Origin of the sequence: Aerophototrophica crusticola (assembly GCF_012913305.1) — a bacterium.
GTDB classification, from domain to species: Bacteria; Pseudomonadota; Alphaproteobacteria; order Azospirillales; family Azospirillaceae; genus Niveispirillum; species Niveispirillum crusticola.
Genome location: NZ_CP051775.1, coordinates 1,707,141 through 1,721,814, shown reverse-complemented (window position 1 = coordinate 1,721,814; position 14,674 = coordinate 1,707,141). Strand labels below are relative to the sequence as shown.

The 14,674-nt window shown below is 69.4% G+C and carries 15 protein-coding genes and 1 pseudogene; 5 read left to right on the top strand and 11 right to left on the bottom strand.

Annotated features, from left to right (window positions below):
* Window positions 1–11: 11 nt before the first annotated feature.
* Window positions 12–242: pseudogene (locus tag HHL28_RS08465) on the top strand (IS110-like element ISMno7 family transposase); the annotation flags it as partial.
* 273 nt (window positions 243–515) lie between these two features.
* Here the strand turns inward: HHL28_RS08465 and rpmG are convergent.
* The 6 genes from rpmG to HHL28_RS08435 all read right to left on the bottom strand — a co-directional run bounded on the left by rpmG (window position 516) and on the right by HHL28_RS08435 (window position 7,331).
* The gene (gene rpmG / locus HHL28_RS08460; RefSeq protein WP_075768835.1) at window positions 516–683 is read right to left on the bottom strand and encodes a 50S ribosomal protein L33; all 168 of its coding nucleotides are present in this window, start codon (window positions 681–683) and stop codon (window positions 516–518) included.
* Between the two features lie 210 nt (window positions 684–893).
* The gene (locus HHL28_RS08455) at window positions 894–2,453 is read right to left on the bottom strand and encodes a S41 family peptidase (RefSeq protein ID WP_075768836.1); all 1,560 of its coding nucleotides are present in this window, start codon (window positions 2,451–2,453) and stop codon (window positions 894–896) included.
* Between the two features lie 275 nt (window positions 2,454–2,728).
* Window positions 2,729–5,017 (bottom strand): ribonuclease R, encoded by a 2,289-nt coding sequence (gene rnr, locus HHL28_RS08450; RefSeq protein WP_075768837.1) that lies wholly within the window; start codon window positions 5,015–5,017, stop codon window positions 2,729–2,731.
* A gap of 83 nt (window positions 5,018–5,100) precedes the next feature.
* Window positions 5,101–5,505, bottom strand: coding sequence for a type II toxin-antitoxin system VapC family toxin (locus HHL28_RS08445; protein ID WP_075768838.1), 405 nt, complete (start codon window positions 5,503–5,505; stop codon window positions 5,101–5,103).
* Window positions 5,502–5,873 carry a hypothetical protein gene (locus tag HHL28_RS08440; protein ID WP_075768839.1) on the bottom strand — a complete coding sequence of 124 codons (372 nt, stop codon included), beginning with the start codon at window positions 5,871–5,873 and terminating at the stop codon, window positions 5,502–5,504. The genes HHL28_RS08445 and HHL28_RS08440 overlap by 4 nt, the downstream gene beginning before the upstream one ends.
* A 60-nt stretch (window positions 5,874–5,933) precedes the next feature.
* Window positions 5,934–7,331, bottom strand: a complete 1,398-nt coding sequence (locus HHL28_RS08435; RefSeq protein WP_075768840.1) for an aspartate aminotransferase family protein — start codon at window positions 7,329–7,331, stop codon at window positions 5,934–5,936.
* 179 nt (window positions 7,332–7,510) lie between these two features.
* On the opposite strand from HHL28_RS08435, the gene HHL28_RS08430 reads away from it, so the two are divergent.
* Together HHL28_RS08430 and HHL28_RS08425 are read left to right on the top strand one after the other, a co-directional pair.
* The gene (locus HHL28_RS08430) at window positions 7,511–7,801 is read left to right on the top strand and encodes a hypothetical protein (RefSeq protein WP_075768841.1); all 291 of its coding nucleotides are present in this window, start codon (window positions 7,511–7,513) and stop codon (window positions 7,799–7,801) included.
* Window positions 7,801–8,343: a DUF6036 family nucleotidyltransferase gene (locus tag HHL28_RS08425; protein ID WP_075768842.1), complete on the top strand. Its 543-nt coding sequence runs from the start codon at window positions 7,801–7,803 to the stop codon at window positions 8,341–8,343. The genes HHL28_RS08430 and HHL28_RS08425 overlap by 1 nt, the downstream gene beginning before the upstream one ends.
* A gap of 18 nt (window positions 8,344–8,361) precedes the next feature.
* Here HHL28_RS08425 and HHL28_RS18490 read toward each other — a convergent pair whose 3' ends face one another.
* The 5 genes from HHL28_RS18490 to HHL28_RS08405 all read right to left on the bottom strand — a co-directional run bounded on the left by HHL28_RS18490 (window position 8,362) and on the right by HHL28_RS08405 (window position 12,440).
* Window positions 8,362–8,958 carry an NHL repeat-containing protein gene (locus HHL28_RS18490; RefSeq protein ID WP_404326820.1) on the bottom strand — a complete coding sequence of 199 codons (597 nt, stop codon included), beginning with the start codon at window positions 8,956–8,958 and terminating at the stop codon, window positions 8,362–8,364.
* Window positions 8,949–9,842 (bottom strand): redoxin domain-containing protein, encoded by an 894-nt coding sequence (locus tag HHL28_RS18485; RefSeq protein ID WP_404326818.1) that lies wholly within the window; start codon window positions 9,840–9,842, stop codon window positions 8,949–8,951. Before HHL28_RS18485 ends, HHL28_RS18490 begins: the two co-directional genes overlap by 10 nt.
* A gap of 106 nt (window positions 9,843–9,948) precedes the next feature.
* Window positions 9,949–10,302 carry a hypothetical protein gene (locus tag HHL28_RS08415; protein ID WP_169654979.1) on the bottom strand — a complete coding sequence of 118 codons (354 nt, stop codon included), beginning with the start codon at window positions 10,300–10,302 and terminating at the stop codon, window positions 9,949–9,951.
* A 186-nt stretch (window positions 10,303–10,488) separates the two neighbouring features.
* Window positions 10,489–11,979 carry a MocR-like pyridoxine biosynthesis transcription factor PdxR gene (gene pdxR, locus HHL28_RS08410; protein ID WP_075768845.1) on the bottom strand — a complete coding sequence of 497 codons (1,491 nt, stop codon included), beginning with the start codon at window positions 11,977–11,979 and terminating at the stop codon, window positions 10,489–10,491.
* Between the two features lie 170 nt (window positions 11,980–12,149).
* A complete protein-coding gene (locus HHL28_RS08405) occupies window positions 12,150–12,440 on the bottom strand; it encodes a PepSY domain-containing protein (RefSeq protein ID WP_075768846.1) in 291 nt (96 codons plus the stop codon).
* A 200-nt stretch (window positions 12,441–12,640) separates the two neighbouring features.
* On the opposite strand from HHL28_RS08405, the gene HHL28_RS08400 reads away from it, so the two are divergent.
* Both HHL28_RS08400 and HHL28_RS18480 read left to right on the top strand, forming a co-directional pair.
* Window positions 12,641–13,357, top strand: coding sequence for a response regulator (locus HHL28_RS08400; RefSeq protein ID WP_075768847.1), 717 nt, complete (start codon window positions 12,641–12,643; stop codon window positions 13,355–13,357).
* The gene (locus HHL28_RS18480; RefSeq protein ID WP_075768848.1) at window positions 13,354–14,667 is read left to right on the top strand and encodes a HAMP domain-containing histidine kinase; all 1,314 of its coding nucleotides are present in this window, start codon (window positions 13,354–13,356) and stop codon (window positions 14,665–14,667) included. The genes HHL28_RS08400 and HHL28_RS18480 overlap by 4 nt, the downstream gene beginning before the upstream one ends.
* Window positions 14,668–14,674 lie beyond the last annotated feature (7 nt).

Below are 14,674 nucleotides of genomic sequence, written 5' to 3'. Positions count from 1 at the left end.
AAGGAGGGGTCATGTCGGGGGACCTGCTGTACGTCGGAGTGGACGTCTCCAAGGACCGGCTGGACGCGCGTGCCCGGCCCACGGGGGAGGCCCTCGCCGTCGCGCGCGACGGCGCGCTGGCGGTGCGGCTGTTGGCGCTCGGCCCGGCGCTGGTGGTACTGGATGCCATCGGCGAGTTTGAGATGGTAATGGCGGCCGGGCTGGCCGCGGCGGGGCTGCCGCTGGTGAACCCGCGCCAGGTGCTCGTCGCCGTCGCCCGAAAGCTCCTGCTCATCCTCAGGGACAAGACCTCATTGCAAACCACTTGACCGGCAAGACAGTCGATCGGGATTGGCCCATGCAGGGCACCGAACGCCCGTTTTCCTTATCCTGTCATCCGCTGCCGCCCGTTGGCAAATCAGCTTTGCCAAGGCACCCGGGGTCAGTCCCGGGGTGACCTTCGGTATTTTGCACGTCCCAAAACAAAAAGGCCGCCCTTGCGGGGCGGCCTTTCGGACGAAGCGCGGCGGGGCCGCTTACTTCATCTTGGCTTCCTTGAACTCGACATGCTTGCGGGCGACCGGGTCGTACTTGTTGAACGACAGCTTCTCGGTCGTCTTACGGGGGTTCTTCTTCTTCACGTAGAAGTACCCGGTGTCGGCGGTGCTGACGAGCTTGATCAGCACGGTGTTCTGCTTTGCCATGATACGAGTCCTACCTGCGGCCTTACTTGGGCGGCCACAGCGTCATGCCAGGCCGTGAAACGAATCCGTACCGCATCCCTGCGGCGTAGCGCGGCAATCTAGCCATAAGCGCCCTGATGTCAAGGGCAATCCACCAGAAGGAGCCGTCCTGGCCTGCCGGTACGGCTCACGGCCGTGACGACGGCGCCCGCCGTTTGAGAGGACACGAAATCAGCGCTGCGCCATGCGGGTCCCGGACAGGGCCAGGGCGCGGGCGTACAGGTTGGGGTCGCCCAGCAGGGCCTTGGCGATGTCCACGTCCAGCTCGGGCGCGTGCTCCTTGTAAGGGCAGGCGCCGCGCAATTCGGTCAGCGCCGCCTCATCCTCCGGGGCCCGCATGCGCCACAAGGCGAGCGTGGAGGGCGGGACGGTGCCGCCGGCCTTCAGCACCTGGAAGGCCTGCTCGGGCGTCGCCACGTCGTTGCTGGTGCAGATGGTGGGCTGCACCCCCTGGCGGTGCAGGGTATAGCCGCTGGGGGCATAGATGCGCGCCCAGGTCAGGAACAGCTCACCCTGGTTCGGCAGGGTGGTCACGGTCTGTACGCTGCCCTTGCCATAGGAAGAGGCGCCCACCAGCACGGCCCGCCCCGAATCCTGCAACGAGGCGGCCACGATCTCCGCCGCGGAGGCGCTGCGGCCATCCACCAGCACCACCATGGGCTTGCCATCCAGGATGTCGTCCGGCTTGGCATCCCATTGCTGCAGGCTGGCGGGGTTGCGGCCACGGGTGGTGATGATCCGACCCTCGCGCACGAACAGGTCGGCCACGGCCACCGCCTGATCGAGCTTGCCGCCGGGGTTGCCCCGCAGGTCCAGGACATAGCCCTTGGCCGACGGCCCAAGCTGCTGCGCCAGCCGGGCCGCGGCGGCACGCAGGGTGGTCTCCGTCGCGGCGTTGAAGCGGTCCACCCGCAGCACGCCGACCCCGTCGGTGATCCGCGCCTCCACCGTGGTGGGCACCACATGGGCCCGGCGGACGGAGACCTTGCGGGTGTGGTTGGCCACGGGCCCCACCGTCAGCAGCACGGAGGTGCCCTCCATGCCGCGCAGGCGGTTGCCGACGGCATCCTGCTCCAGCCCCGCGGTGGAAGTGCCGTCAATGGCGTAGATGCGCTCCCCGATCACCAGCCCGGCCTTCTCCGCCGGCCCGTCGGGTTGGATCGCGGCGATCTCCGGGATGTTGCCGGCATAGCGGATGCTGATGCCGACGCCGCCATAGCCTTCCCGCTGCGACCGCTCCGCCCCGGCTTGGCGGGCGTCGGTATAGCGGGAATAGGGGTCAAGGTCGGACACCATGGCCGTGAAGAAATGGCTGTACAGCTCATCCCGGCCCATCCCGCCCAGCTTGGGGGAAAGGGGGCGCAGCTTCTCCAGCACCTTGGCCGTGGCCTGGGCCCAGTCCTGCGGGTCGTTGCCGTCGGGTAGGGCCATCTCGCCCAGGGACAGGTTGCCGACTTTAGCAACCAGCTTGTCCTTGCCCAGGCCCAGGCTCAGCCCCGGCTCCACCTCCGCCAGCCCGCGCAGCCCGTCCACCATCAGCCGGCGCAGGTCGGGTGGGTCCAGGTACACGTCGGCGATCTGGGTGTAGGCGACGGTGAACAGCCGCTCACCCGGCAGCCGTTCCAGCGCCCCACGCCCTTCCTGCGCCACAGCCGGGGGTGTCCAGGCCATGCCCCCGCCACCAAGGGCCAGGGCGACAGCCAGGGCAAGGGGGGCGAGGCGCTTGGGCATTGGCGATCCCTGTCAGTCGGCGGTCCCGCCCGCCAAGGCGGGCCGGGGGAGGGGAAGGGTCCGGGGCAGGTCTACGTCGCGCATGGGGGGACTCTGCACAATCCGCATGGCTGGGTAAAGGCCCTGGGAGGGTAGGGCCTACCCCGTCTGGCTGGTGCCATTTCCAGCGCACTGGAATCGGCCCCAGCTCTTCGGGGTCCTCAATCGCCCCCGGCTCGGGGGCCGGGGCAGGCTCCGCCGCACCCGCGGCTGGGCTCACGCGACCGGGAACCGCACTATCGCCGCCGCCGGGGCGGCTTGGGCGCGTCCAGGGACCCCCCTTCCGAGAAATTCCGGTCCCGGTCCCGGCCGCGGCGCGGCATGGTCATCCGCGCCCCGCCGCGGCCGGGGGGCAAATCCGCCCCGTCCTCGTCCAGCAGGCGGAACACCATGCTGCCGGCGATGGGGTCCGCCTCCACCAGCCGCACCTTGACCCGGGAGCCCAACCGGAACACCCGCCGGGACCGCCGGCCAACCAGGGCGTGGTTGGCCTCGTCATGGTCATAGAAGTCCTCGGGCAGGCTGGAGACGGGCACCAGCCCGTCCGCCCCCGTCTCGTCCAACGTGACGAACAGGCCGAAATGGGTGACGCCGCCGATCTTGCCGCTGAACATCCCGCCCACCCGGTCAGCCAGGTATGCGGCGATGTAGCGGTTCATGCTGTCCCGTTCGGCCTCCGCCGCACGGCGCTCGGTCAAGCTGATATGTTCGCCGATCTTGTCCAGGGTGGCGGCCTCATGGTCGTCCAGCCCGCCATCACCCAGGCGATAGGACCGCACCAGCGACCGGTGCACCAGCAGGTCGGCATAGCGCCGGATCGGGCTGGTGAAGTGGGCGTAGCGGGTGAGCGCCAGGCCGAAATGGCCGATGTTCTCCGGCTGGTACACCGCCTGGGCCTGGCTGCGCAGGATGACCGTGCTGATCAGTTCGGACTCTGGCGTGTCCCTGGCCTTGTCGAGGATGTTGGTGAAGGCGATGGGCTTCAGCACCTGCCCCTTGGCCAGATTGTAGCCGAAGGTCTTCAGGAACTCCCGCAGCGGCTCCAGCTTGTCCCGCGCGGGCTCGGCATGGACGCGGTACATGCAGGGCGCGTGCCTGGCCTCCAGGGCCTCCGCTGCGGCCACGTTGGCGGCGATCATGAACTCCTCGATCAGGCGGTGGCTGTCCAGCCGCTCCCGCACGCCGATCTCGGCCACCTTGCCGTCCGGGGTCAGGCGCACCTTGCGCTCCGGCAGGTCCAGTTCCAGGGTGCCCCGCTTCTGCCGCGCCTTGGCCAGCACGTCATAGGCGCCGTAGAGCGGCCGGATCACGGTATCCAGCAGGGGCCCTGTGGTCTCATCCGGTTGCCCGTCATGGGCAGCCTGCGCCTGCTCATAGGTCAGCCGGGCGGCGGAGCGCATCAGCCCGCGCACGAACTTGTGGCGCTTCAGGTTGCCCTTGGCGTCGATCCACAAATGCACGGCCAGGCAGGCCCGGTTCACCTTGGGCTTCAGGCTGCACAGCTCATTGGACAGGGCTTCCGGCAGCATGGGCACGACCCGGTCGGGGAAGTAGCAGCTGTTGCCCCGCTCATAGGCCGCCCGGTCCAGGGCGGAGCCGGGCCGCACATAGAAGCTGACGTCGGCGATGGCCACCAGCAGGTGCCAGCCGCCCTTGTTCTCCGGGTCCGTGTCCGGCTCGGCGAAGACGGCGTCGTCGAAGTCCCGCGCGTCCGCCCCGTCGATGGTGACCAGGGGGAAGTCGCGCAGGTCCGTGCGCCCTTCCAGCGTCGGCTCCTCCGCCCGCTCCGCCTCTTCGATGGCGGCCTTGGGGAAGACGGTAGGGATGCCGTTCTGGTGGATGGCGATCAGGCTGATGGCCTTGGGCTCCTCCACCCCGCCCAGCCGCTCCACCACCCTTGCCTGCTTCAGCCCGTGGCGGGAGGAGGGCAGCAGCTCCGCCACCACCAGCTCACCCGGCCGGGCGCCCTCGCTGTTCTGGGGCATGATGACCAGTTCGGCCTTGGCCTTGCGGTCGGCGGGGCGTAGGCGGCCACCGTCGCGGCCCAGCTCATACACGCCCACCACCCGGGCAGTCTCGTTGCCGCCCAGCTTCTTGATGGTGCGGCCCTCATAGAGGGTGTCTTCCACCCGGGCCAGCCGGGCCAGCACCCGGTCGCCCACGGCCAGGGCCGGGTTGCCCCGCCGCTCCGGCTGCATGACGATGCGGGGTGGTTCGTTCTCCTCGTCCGTCCAGTTGGTGGGCCGGGCCAGCACCTCCCCGTCCGGGTCGATGTCGGTGATGATGAGGACACCCACCTCCGGCAGTGCCGCGGGAACGGAGACGCGGCGCTGTCCGCCCTTCTCGATGGACCCGTCCGCCTCAAGCTCCCGCAGCAAATGCTTCAGCAGGGCGCGGTTGTCCCCTGTGATGTGGAAGGCCCGGGCGATTTCCCGCTTGCCCACGGGAAAGGGGCTCTCCCGGATGAATTCCAGGACCTGCTCCCGGCTGGGGAAGGGGGCTTCTTTCTTCTTTGGCGCGGTCAACGGGCGATCCGTGGTTGCGTGTCGGGGACGGTTGCTCCTGACAGCTATAACGGATGCGGGGGCGCCCCGTCGCGGGGAATGGCTCAATGCGGCCGGAATGCGGGGGCCAGGTCTGTGCGGCGGAAGTCGTTGCCCTTGTACAGCAGGGGGATGCGGCGGGACCGGGCCAGGGCATAGGCGGCGCAGTCCCCCATGTTCAGCGCCGCGGGGTGCCGGCCCTTGCCGAAGCGGCGGAACGCGTCCTGGGCCTCCCGCACGTCCGCAAGCCCGAACGGCACCATGGCCACGCCGAATTCGGCGATGAACCGTTCCAGGATGTCCGGCATGCCCCCGCTGCCCTGCCTGCCGGTCAGGACCATTGCGCATTCATGCAGGTTCACCGCCGACATGCACACGCCACGGGCGGTCCGGACCAAGTCGAGGAAATGGTCTTCCTCAGGCTCCAGCAACAGGATCGCCAGCACCGCGGACGTGTCGATGGCAATCATGCCGGCAGGCCGTCGTCACCATAAAGCGTATCGGCCTGGCCGCTGCCGATACCGGGATAAAGGCCCGCTTGTTCCCGCAGGAAGGCCTGGAACTGTCGCTTCCGCGCGTCTCCCTCGGCCCGCTCGTCCGGGGTTAGCTCCTGCCGCCGGACCCCGCCGGCATGGAACTCCAGGCCCAACTCCTCGAACTTGTCGCGGATGGACCGCACCGCCTCTGGCCAGTGCCCCGCCGGGTCGCGGCTTTCCTCCACGGCCAAGACCACCTCCTCCGGCACCGCCGTCAGGAAGGTGATATGGCCGGGGTCGTAGCCCAGCAGGGCTCTGGCAGCCCGAAGCTGCTCGCCGGACAGGGGGATGCGTGTCGCCATGGCCGTACTCTAGCAAAGCGGGTGCGCGAGGCAAGGGGCACGCCGCGCACCCGCAAACCGTCAGGCCACCCGCACCCCCTCCCGAACCAGCCAGTCCGCCGTGTCGTCCAGCGCCTTGCCGAAGCGGGCCAGCAGCTCGTCCAGCTCGCCTTCGTTGATGACCAGGGGCGGGCTGAAGCCCACCGTGTCGCCGATGGGGCGCAGGATGGCGCCGTGCTGGTGGGCGAAGGCGACCAGCTTGCCGGCCACGTTCAGCTTCGGGTCGAAGGGCTGCTTGGTGGCCTTGTCCGCCACCAGCTCCACCCCGGCGATCAGGCCGACGCCGCGCACCTCCCCCACCAGCGGGTGGTCCAGGTACCGGCGCAGGGTGCCCTGCATGCGGGGGGACAGGTCGCGCACCCGGGCGACGATGTCCCGCTCCTCATAGATCTTCAGGGTCTCCAGGGCGACGGCGCAGCTCACGGGGTGGCCGCCATAGGTGAAACCGTGGCCGAAGACACCGATCTTCTCCGACTCCGCCACGCAGGCCTTATAGATGGCGTCGGACACCAGCACCGCCGACAGGGGCAGGTAGGCGGAGGTGAGCGCCTTGGCCGACGTCAGGATGTCCGGCCGCATGCCATAGGTCTGGCTGCCCCACATGTTGCCGGTCCGGCCATAGCCGCAGATCACCTCATCCGCCACCAACAGCACGTCGTACTTGGCCAGGACCGCCTGGACCTTCTCAAAGTACGTCGCGGGCGGGGGGATCACGCCGCCCGCGCCCATCACGGGCTCCGCGAAGAAAGCGGCCACCGTCTCCGGCCCCTCCCGCAGGATCAGGGCTTCCAGATTGTCGGCGAGCCGGGTGGCGAACTGCTCCTCCGTCTCCCCGTCCTGGCCGAAGCGGTAATAGTGGGGGCAGTCCGTGTGCAGCACCCGGGCGATGGGCAGGTCGAAGTCGCGGTGGCAGTTGGGCAGGCCCGTCAGGCTGGCCGCCGCCACGGTAACGCCGTGATAGGCCTTGGTCCGGGCGATGATCTTCTTCTTCTCCGGCCGGCCCAGGGCGTTGTTGTAGTACCAGACCAGCTTTATGGCCGTATCGTTGGCCTCCGACCCCGAACAGGCAAAGAAGGCCTTGCTCATGGGCACGGGCGCCAGGGCCACCAGCTTCTCCGCCAGGTCGATGGCGGGCTCATGCGACTTGTGGGCGAAGGCGTGATAGAAGGGCAGCTTGCGCATCTGCGCGATGGCGGCATCCACCAGCCGCGGCTCGTCGAAGCCCAGCGAGGTGCACCACAGGCCGGCCACGCCCTCGATGTAGCTCTTGCCGGTGTCGTCCGTGACGGTCACGCCCTTGCCGCCGCTGATCACCAGCGGGCCGACGCTCTCATGCGCCTTGGCGTTCGTGTAGGGGTGCAGGTGATAGGCGATGTCGCGGCTCGCGGCCGAATTGCCAAGGTGCGCAGGGGCTTGCATGGCGGTGCGTCCCGTCCCAAGGATCGTTTCTTCTCTGCCCCGCAGGATGCGCCGCCCCGCCCCCGCCGGGCAAGGGGGCGGATGGCATGGCTGTATAGACAGGGTATGGGGCTGGTCGCCGGGCCATCATTGATTTACGCCGGGGTACGGGCCACAATGGCTGCCGTGGGGACCCGCTCATGAAGACTGTTTTCCATGACCGGCATGAAGAACGCGACTACCGCAAGGCACTGATCCTGGCGGACCAGTTGCGGCGCGACGCGTCGCTGGTCGCCAACGCCAAGCGGCACGTGGAACGCTTCATGGCGAACGATCCCCATATGGCCCGGTACACGGCCCTCTGGCGTGACCTGCTGGATCTGCCAGCCCATGAGATTGCTGCCGCCCTCGTTGAGGACACCCCCCGCGGCGCCCTGATCCGCGAGACAAGGCCCGCCTTCTACGGGGAAGCGCAAGACGCCGCTGAGTGATGCTCAACCGGGAAAAGATCCATCATATCTTGCGGGCCGCAGCTACGCTCACCGGTCAGGCAAGCTTCGTCATGGTCGGCAGCGGGGCGATGATCCTGAACGCGCGGACTCTCCCCGCGACGATGATGCTGACGCCGGAGGTCGATATCTACGCGCCGCACGCTGATGACGTGGAACTGGTGTCAGAGATCATCGACGGCAGCCTCGGCAGGGATAGTCCCTTCCACGCCCGGTTTGGATACTTCTGCGATGGGGTGAGCCCGACGACGGCGATCCTTCCGGCCGGATGGGAAGCTCGGCAGAAGACACATCTGACACCGGATGACATCAGGGTCGTGTGCCCTGAGAATGATGATGTTGCCCTGTCGAAGTTGTGCGCCTGGCGAGAGAAGGACATCGACTGGCTGAAGGTGGCGGCCCGGTCAGGCCTGATCCGGGTGGAGAAGATGGCCGAAAGGCTGACAGACCTGCCGATAAAGGCACCAGCCCTGCCGGTGTTGCTCGACCGACTGGCAAGCATCAAGGCCGCCACCGGGCGATAAGAGCCGGCTAGTCACCGGTTATCCCGCCCACGTCCGGCTCGTGCCCGTATCCAGCCGGATTTCCATGATGCGGTGGTTGTTGGTGTCGCTGACCAGGATGCGGTCCGGCCCGTCGGCCCAGACGCCCGCCGGTTCGCTATAGGGCAGGCAGACGGGGTCGATGCAGGTGATACGGCCCTGTTCCAGCTCCATAAGGGTCCCTGTTTCCAGGTCCAGCACCCGGATGGCGGCGTTGTAGCTGTCCGCCACCAGCAGCTTGCCGTTTCCCCACGCCGCCACGCCCAGCGGATGTTGCAGCTTGGCCCGGTCCAGCGGGCCATCCTCGTTGCCGAAGTCGAACAAGCCCGTACCCACCAGGGTCCTTACGGTGCCGGATGTAAGGTCCAGGGCGCGGACGGAGGAGGTCTCGCTGTCGGCGAAGTACAAGGTGGCCCCGTCTGGAGACAGGCTCAAGCCGCTGGGCTGGGCCAGCGGCATCTCCGCCGCCGGGCCGTCATGCAGCCCTTCCGCCCCGCTGCCGGCGATGGCGCGAAGCTCCCCCGTGTCCAGGTCCAGGGCGGCGAGTTGGTGGGTGCCGGCGTTGGCGATGTACAGGGTGCGGCCCTTCAGTTCCAAATCCCAGGGGGAGGCGAGGGCGGTGGCAAGGCCGGGGACGGGATCGAAGCCCAGTGCCGGCCCGCGCTTGCCCGTCCCGGCCAGGGTGGTGATTTCCCCGTTGCCCGGTCGATGCGGCGGACGGCATGGTTGCCCGTGTCGGCCACATAGACGCTGTCCTCATCCGCCACCAGCCCCTGGGGGCTGCTGAACACGCCGTGGGACGCGGCCCCGTCCCCCGGCCCTTCCCGGCCGGAGCCGAAGCGCAGCAACTCCTGCCCCTCATCATCCAGCAGGACCACCTGGTGGTGGCCCGCATCCGCCACGACCCAGCCCTTGTCCGGCCCGGGCAAGGGCTTGACCTTACCGGGGAACAGCAGGCTGCCGGCAGGCACCACGGGCTCCGGCAGGTCCAGTGCGCCGGGGCGCATCAGCCCCTCCCCATGGTACTGGCGCAACGCCTCGGTCACCGCCTCCAACAGGACCTGCGGGTCCGACTCGCCGGAGGTCTGGCCCACCACATAGCCGTGGGGGGAGATGAAGGAGAGGGTAGGCCAGGCCCGCACGCCGTATTGCTGCCAGAGCTGGAAGCCGGGGTCGTGGGCCACCGGGTGCCGGATGCCATAGCGGGCGATAGCGGCGGCCACGTTCTTCGGCTGGCGCTCCGCGCTGAACTTGGGGGAGTGGACGCCGATGACCACCACGTCGTCGGGGAACGTCTCTTCCACCAGCCGCAGGGTGGGCAGGATCTGGACGCAATTGATGCAGCAGAAGGTCCAGAAATCCAGGAGTACCAGCTTGCCGCGCAGGTCCTTCAGGGACAGCGGCCTGCCGGTGTTGAACCAAGTAAGCCCGGGCCGGTCGATCTCCGGGGCCCGGGTGATGCCGAAAGCCTGCCGCGCCATGTTGGTTCCTTCTGGCGGTACCGCAGGCCCTTAAATTGGATTGGACAGCCGGCAAGGGAACAGGGCCCCCGATGTTCCCCTGCCGGCCGTCCGCGCAGCCCTGCCGTTACTCCGCCGCCGGCAGGGCCGCAGCCCGTCGGGCCGAACTGGTGGCCCGGAAGACCTGCACGGCGAACAGCGCCATGCCAAGGATGGTGAGCATCGCGCCGGCCCCCGCCAGCGGGCCCACTTTCTCATGCTGGCCCATGCCGATCATCACCAGCGCCGGCAGCATCAGGGCCAAACCGGTGGCCGAGGCGCCCAGGTGCCAGCGGGGCAGCCGGCCCCAGGCCATGTCGGGCACCACGTGGTAGACCAGCCCGAACAAGGTCATGGACAGCCAGCCCAGCGTGTTCAGGTGCACATGCACCGGCACCTGGCTGTGGTCGCCGCTCATGGCCATGGCGATGCCCACGCCCATGGCCCCACGCCGGACAGGGCCGCCAGCCGCAGGAACCAGGCGGATACGGTGTTCATATCTACATCCCCCGAAGCGATCATCCTGGCCGCCTGCTTCTGCCGCGGCCGTCATGGGGCAAAGGATGCGCCGGTCGCGGGGCAGGCGTCTTTAAGGCCGGTCTGAAAAATTCTTAAAATGCTGGAGACCTCATTCCGCCGGCACGGCCGCGCGGAACAGGCCGCGGCGGCGGGCGGGCAGGGCCCTGTCCAGCACCAGGGCCAGCCGCTCTGCGGCCCGGCCGATCCTTTCCGGCGTGAAGGGGGCATAGCCCAGCACCACCATGTCCCGCTCCCCCGCCCCCTGGCGGAAGCCGGACAGGGCGGGAAGCTCCAGGCGGTGGGCGGCGGCCAGGGCCTCCAGCTCCGTGTCGGCGAAACCCAGGCCCGGGTCGATCCGGCCGGTCAGGTGCAGCCCGGCCGGCGAGGGGGAAAGGCTGATCGCCCCATGCCAGTGCCGCTTGGCCGCGGTCAGCAGGGCCTCCTGCCGCTCGGCATAGGCACAGCGGGCCCGCCGCAGGTGGCTTGCGAAATGACCCTCCGCCAGGAAGTCGTGCACCGCCATCTGCTCCGGCAGGGCCACGGCCAGGTCCAGGGTCTGGCGAAGGGCCTGGGCGGCGCCTACCAGCTCCGGCGGCACCACCAGCCAGGCAAGCCGCAGGGCGGGCACAAGGGTCCGCTCCAGGCATCCCAGGTGCAGCACCCGGCCGCCGCCGTCCAACCCCTGCAGGGAGGCCAGCGGGCGGCCGCTGTAGCGGATGCCGCCGTCACAATCATCCTCGATTATCCAGGCGCCGGACCGCCGGGCCCAGGCCAACAGCGCCTGCCGGCGGCGCATGCCCAGGCTGCCGCCCAGGGGGAACTGCCAGCCCGGCGTGACCAGGGCGGCATCCACGTCCGGGGCTAGGCGTTGGGCACGGTCGACGTCCATGCCTTCGGCGTCCACGGGCACGGTGACCGGGTGCAGCCCCCGCCCGTTCAGCACGGTCCGCTGCACGGGGCAGCCGGGGTCCTCCACCCAGACCCGCGCGCCAGGGGCGAGGACGAGGGCGGCGGCGAGCTGCAGGGCGGCCGTGCGCCCCGGCAGCACCAGGATCTGTTCGGCGTCGCAGTCCAGCCCGCGGCTGGTCTGCAAATGGGCGGCCAGGGTGCGGCGCAAGGGCAGCCACCCGCCTGAGGTGTCGGACCCCAGCAGCAGGCCGGCGGCATCGCGCCAGCGCTTGGCCAGCAGCTTGCGCCAGGTCTCCACCTCGAACTGGTCGATGGCGGGGACGCCGGGGCGGAAGGGCAGCAGCTCCGCCCCCGCGGCGGGGACGGTGGCCGGCCGCACGGGCCGCGGTGTCGGGGCCAGGCGCAGGGCCGGGGCCATGGCCTCCTCCGGCAGGGCGCGCGAAACGTAGGTGCCACTGCCGACCCGGGCTTCCAGGTAACCCTCGGAGGTCAGCCGGTCCACCGCCGCCACCACCGTGTTGCGGGACACGCCCAGGTCGCGGGACAGGGTCCGGGTGCTGGGCAGGCGGTCGCCCGGCCTTATCGCGCCGGAAAGGATGGCGCCGCGCAGCCGGTCGAACAGCCGCTGTTGCAGCGGCACGCCGGTATCCTCGGCGAACAGGCTGACCAGGGGTCCTTGGCTGAGCTTCATGCGACCGGGCCTTTCGGGATCGGGGCGGGGTGGTTGGGTGGGGCTCGGGAAGGGGACCCTGGCAGGCGGTGGGGAACACCGCCTGCCAAGTGGGTTGGGGCGGCTTGACGACCGGGGAGCCGCCCCGACGACGGCGGGCAGGGGCAGCCCGCCGGCGGTCTCTCGGAACGTCAGCCCTCCACCTTGCCGGTGGCGGGGTCCACCACGATGGTGCCCAGGGGCACGCCCTCGCGGCTCTCGACCTTGAAGTGGTACTTGCCGTCCACCTGCCGACCGGTGCCCAACCAGCCCTTGTTCTTGGTCTCTTTCAGGTGGGCACGTGCCACCTGCTTGGCCTCGGACATGGTCATGGGCTGCGCCGTGGCGGCTGTTGCCTCACCTCGGCCGGGCGTCTCGGTGGCGGCCAGGGCGGGTGCGGCCAGCAAAAGGGTCGCCAGGGCGGCGGCGGTCAGGATACGCATCTGGTTGTCTCCTCGGTGGGAAGGCAACCGTCCGGGGCGGCGAACGGATCAGGTAAGGAGGAGGAGACCACAGGGCCGTTGCCGGTCCATGTCACCCGCGCGGGGCTTTTGAAACACTTCGTATCGGTGGGGCCAAAGCGTTACAGTGCGGTAACAACAAGCCGTTCGGCACCACCCCAGGGCGACGTTAATATTCGGCCATGACCGAGACCACGCATCTGCTTGTCGTCGACGACGACCGAGAGATCAGGGACCTGCTGACGCGATACCTGACGCGCCACGGATACCGTGTCACCGCCGCCAAGGACGGGGCGGAGATGCGCCGCTTCCTGGCGGACCGCAACATAGACCTGATCGTGCTGGACCTGATGCTGCCGGGTGAGGACGGGCTGTCCCTCTGCCGCTCCGTCCGGGCGGAAGGTGGGCCCCCCGTGGTCATGCTGTCCGCCATGGGTGAGGACGCGGACCGCATCCTGGGCCTGGAGATCGGCGCCGACGACTACCTGCCGAAGCCCTTCAACCCGCGGGAACTGGTGGCCCGCATCAAGGCGGTGCTGCGCCGGGCGCAGGGAACGTCCCATGCCGGGCCGGTCGCCACCGGCTCCGTCCATTTCTGCGGATTCACCCTGGACCAGGCCCAGCGCCGCCTGACCGACAAGGACGGGCAGGAGGTGGCGCTGACCGCCGGGGAGTATGAGCTGCTGGTGGCCCTGGCCACCCGGCCACGCCGGGTGCTGTCCCGGGATGATCTGCTGGAAATCACCCGTGGCCGCTCCGCCGGGCCGTTCGACCGCTCCATCGACGTGCAGATCAGCCGCCTGCGCCGGAAGATCGAGCCCGACCCCGCCGACCCCACCATCATCAAGACCGTCCGTTCGGGCGGCTACATCTTCTCGCCGGAGGTCTCCGCACCATGAGGGCCCTCACCGACCGGATGTCCTACTCGATCTTCGCGGTGCTGGTGGGGGGCATCCTGCTGTCGCAGGCCATCGCCCTGGGCCTTTACCGCAACGACCGGGCAGAGGCGGTGGCCGACGCGGAAGGCGGGCAGCTCTCCAATTGCCTCGACGCCTTCGCCCTGGCCATCGAGGGGCAGCCCACCGACGTGCGCACCGGCCTGCTGGCCAGCCTGAAGCAGCAGGAGCTGACCGTGCGCACGGCGGCCGGCCATTCCGTCGTGCTGGACGTCTATGAGAGGCAGAAGAAGGTGGAGGGCAAGCCGGAGATGAGCCCCGCCGTCTCCGTCCCGCCCTTCGGCGTGCCCCTGCCGCCCCCGCCGGAGCCGAACATCATCGAGGTGTCGCGCCAGTTGAAGGACGGCACCTGGATGAAGTTCCACGCCCCCGTCACCGCCACCGACGCGCTGAAGGAGCCGGGCTTCATGGCCTCGCTCGCCGGCAGCGCCGCCGTGGCCATCCTGCTGTCCGCCTGGGTGCTGGGCTTCACCACCCGGCCGCTTCGCCGCTTCGCCGCCGCCGCCAACCGGCTGGGCGTGGACATGAGCGCGCCGTCCCTGGACGAGTCCGGCCCGCGGGAGGTGCGCCTGGCCGCCAGCGCCTTCAACACCATGCAGCGCCGGCTGAAGGCGTTCGTGGAGGACCGGACGCGCATGCTGGCCGCCGTCAGCCACGACCTGCGCACTCCGCTTACCCGCCTGCGCCTCCGGGCGGAGTTCATCGACGACGACGCGGTGCGGGAGAAGATGCTGGAGGACCTGGCGGAGATGGAGGCGATGATCGGCTCCACCCTGGCCTTCGCCCGTGACCAGGCGAACGAGGAACCGATGCAGGCCATCGACCTCAACGCCATGCTGGGCAAGGTGGCGGAGGACATGCGCGATGCCGGCAGGCCGGTGGGCCTCACCCCCGCGCCGCAGCCGCTGCCCGTGATGGGCCGTCGCATGGGCCTGCGCCGGGCCTTCTGCAACCTGCTGGACAATGCCGTGAAGTATGGCGGCACGGCAGAGCTTGGCCTGTCCCGCGGGGCGGAAACGGTGACGGTCACCATCGACGACCACGGCCCCGGCATCCCGGAGGCGGAGTTCGACAACGTCTTCCGGCCCTTTTACCGGCTGGAGGCTTCCCGCTCCCGCGACACGGGCGGCACGGGGCTGGGCCTGTCGGTCGCCAACGACATCATCCGCGGCCATGGCGGGGAAATCCGCCTGTCCAACCGGCCCGGCGGCGGCCTCCGGGTGACGGTGACCCTGCCGGTGGGGGAGGGGTGAGGGTAGT

Excerpts from the sequence above, each read along its gene's own strand:
- HHL28_RS18480 (WP_075768848.1), top strand. The coding sequence starts at position 13,354 with ATGAGGGCCCTCACCGACCGGATGTCCTACTCGATCTTCGCGGTGCTG.
- pdxR (WP_075768845.1), bottom strand. The coding sequence starts at position 11,979 with ATGAAGCTCAGCCAAGGACCCCTGGTCAGCCTGTTCGCCGAGGATACC.
- HHL28_RS08455 (WP_075768836.1), bottom strand. The coding sequence starts at position 2,453 with ATGCCCAAGCGCCTCGCCCCCCTTGCCCTGGCTGTCGCCCTGGCCCTT.
- HHL28_RS08430 (WP_075768841.1), top strand. The coding sequence starts at position 7,511 with ATGAAGACTGTTTTCCATGACCGGCATGAAGAACGCGACTACCGCAAG.
- HHL28_RS08415 (WP_169654979.1), bottom strand. The coding sequence starts at position 10,302 with ATGGGCGTGGGCATCGCCATGGCCATGAGCGGCGACCACAGCCAGGTG.
- HHL28_RS08400 (WP_075768847.1), top strand. The coding sequence starts at position 12,641 with ATGACCGAGACCACGCATCTGCTTGTCGTCGACGACGACCGAGAGATC.
- HHL28_RS08440 (WP_075768839.1), bottom strand. The coding sequence starts at position 5,873 with ATGGCGACACGCATCCCCCTGTCCGGCGAGCAGCTTCGGGCTGCCAGA.
- rpmG (WP_075768835.1), bottom strand. The coding sequence starts at position 683 with ATGGCAAAGCAGAACACCGTGCTGATCAAGCTCGTCAGCACCGCCGAC.
- HHL28_RS08435 (WP_075768840.1), bottom strand. The coding sequence starts at position 7,331 with ATGCAAGCCCCTGCGCACCTTGGCAATTCGGCCGCGAGCCGCGACATC.
- HHL28_RS08445 (WP_075768838.1), bottom strand. The coding sequence starts at position 5,505 with ATGATTGCCATCGACACGTCCGCGGTGCTGGCGATCCTGTTGCTGGAG.
- HHL28_RS08405 (WP_075768846.1), bottom strand. The coding sequence starts at position 12,440 with ATGCGTATCCTGACCGCCGCCGCCCTGGCGACCCTTTTGCTGGCCGCA.
- HHL28_RS18485 (WP_404326818.1), bottom strand. The coding sequence starts at position 9,842 with ATGGCGCGGCAGGCTTTCGGCATCACCCGGGCCCCGGAGATCGACCGG.
- HHL28_RS08425 (WP_075768842.1), top strand. The coding sequence starts at position 7,801 with ATGCTCAACCGGGAAAAGATCCATCATATCTTGCGGGCCGCAGCTACG.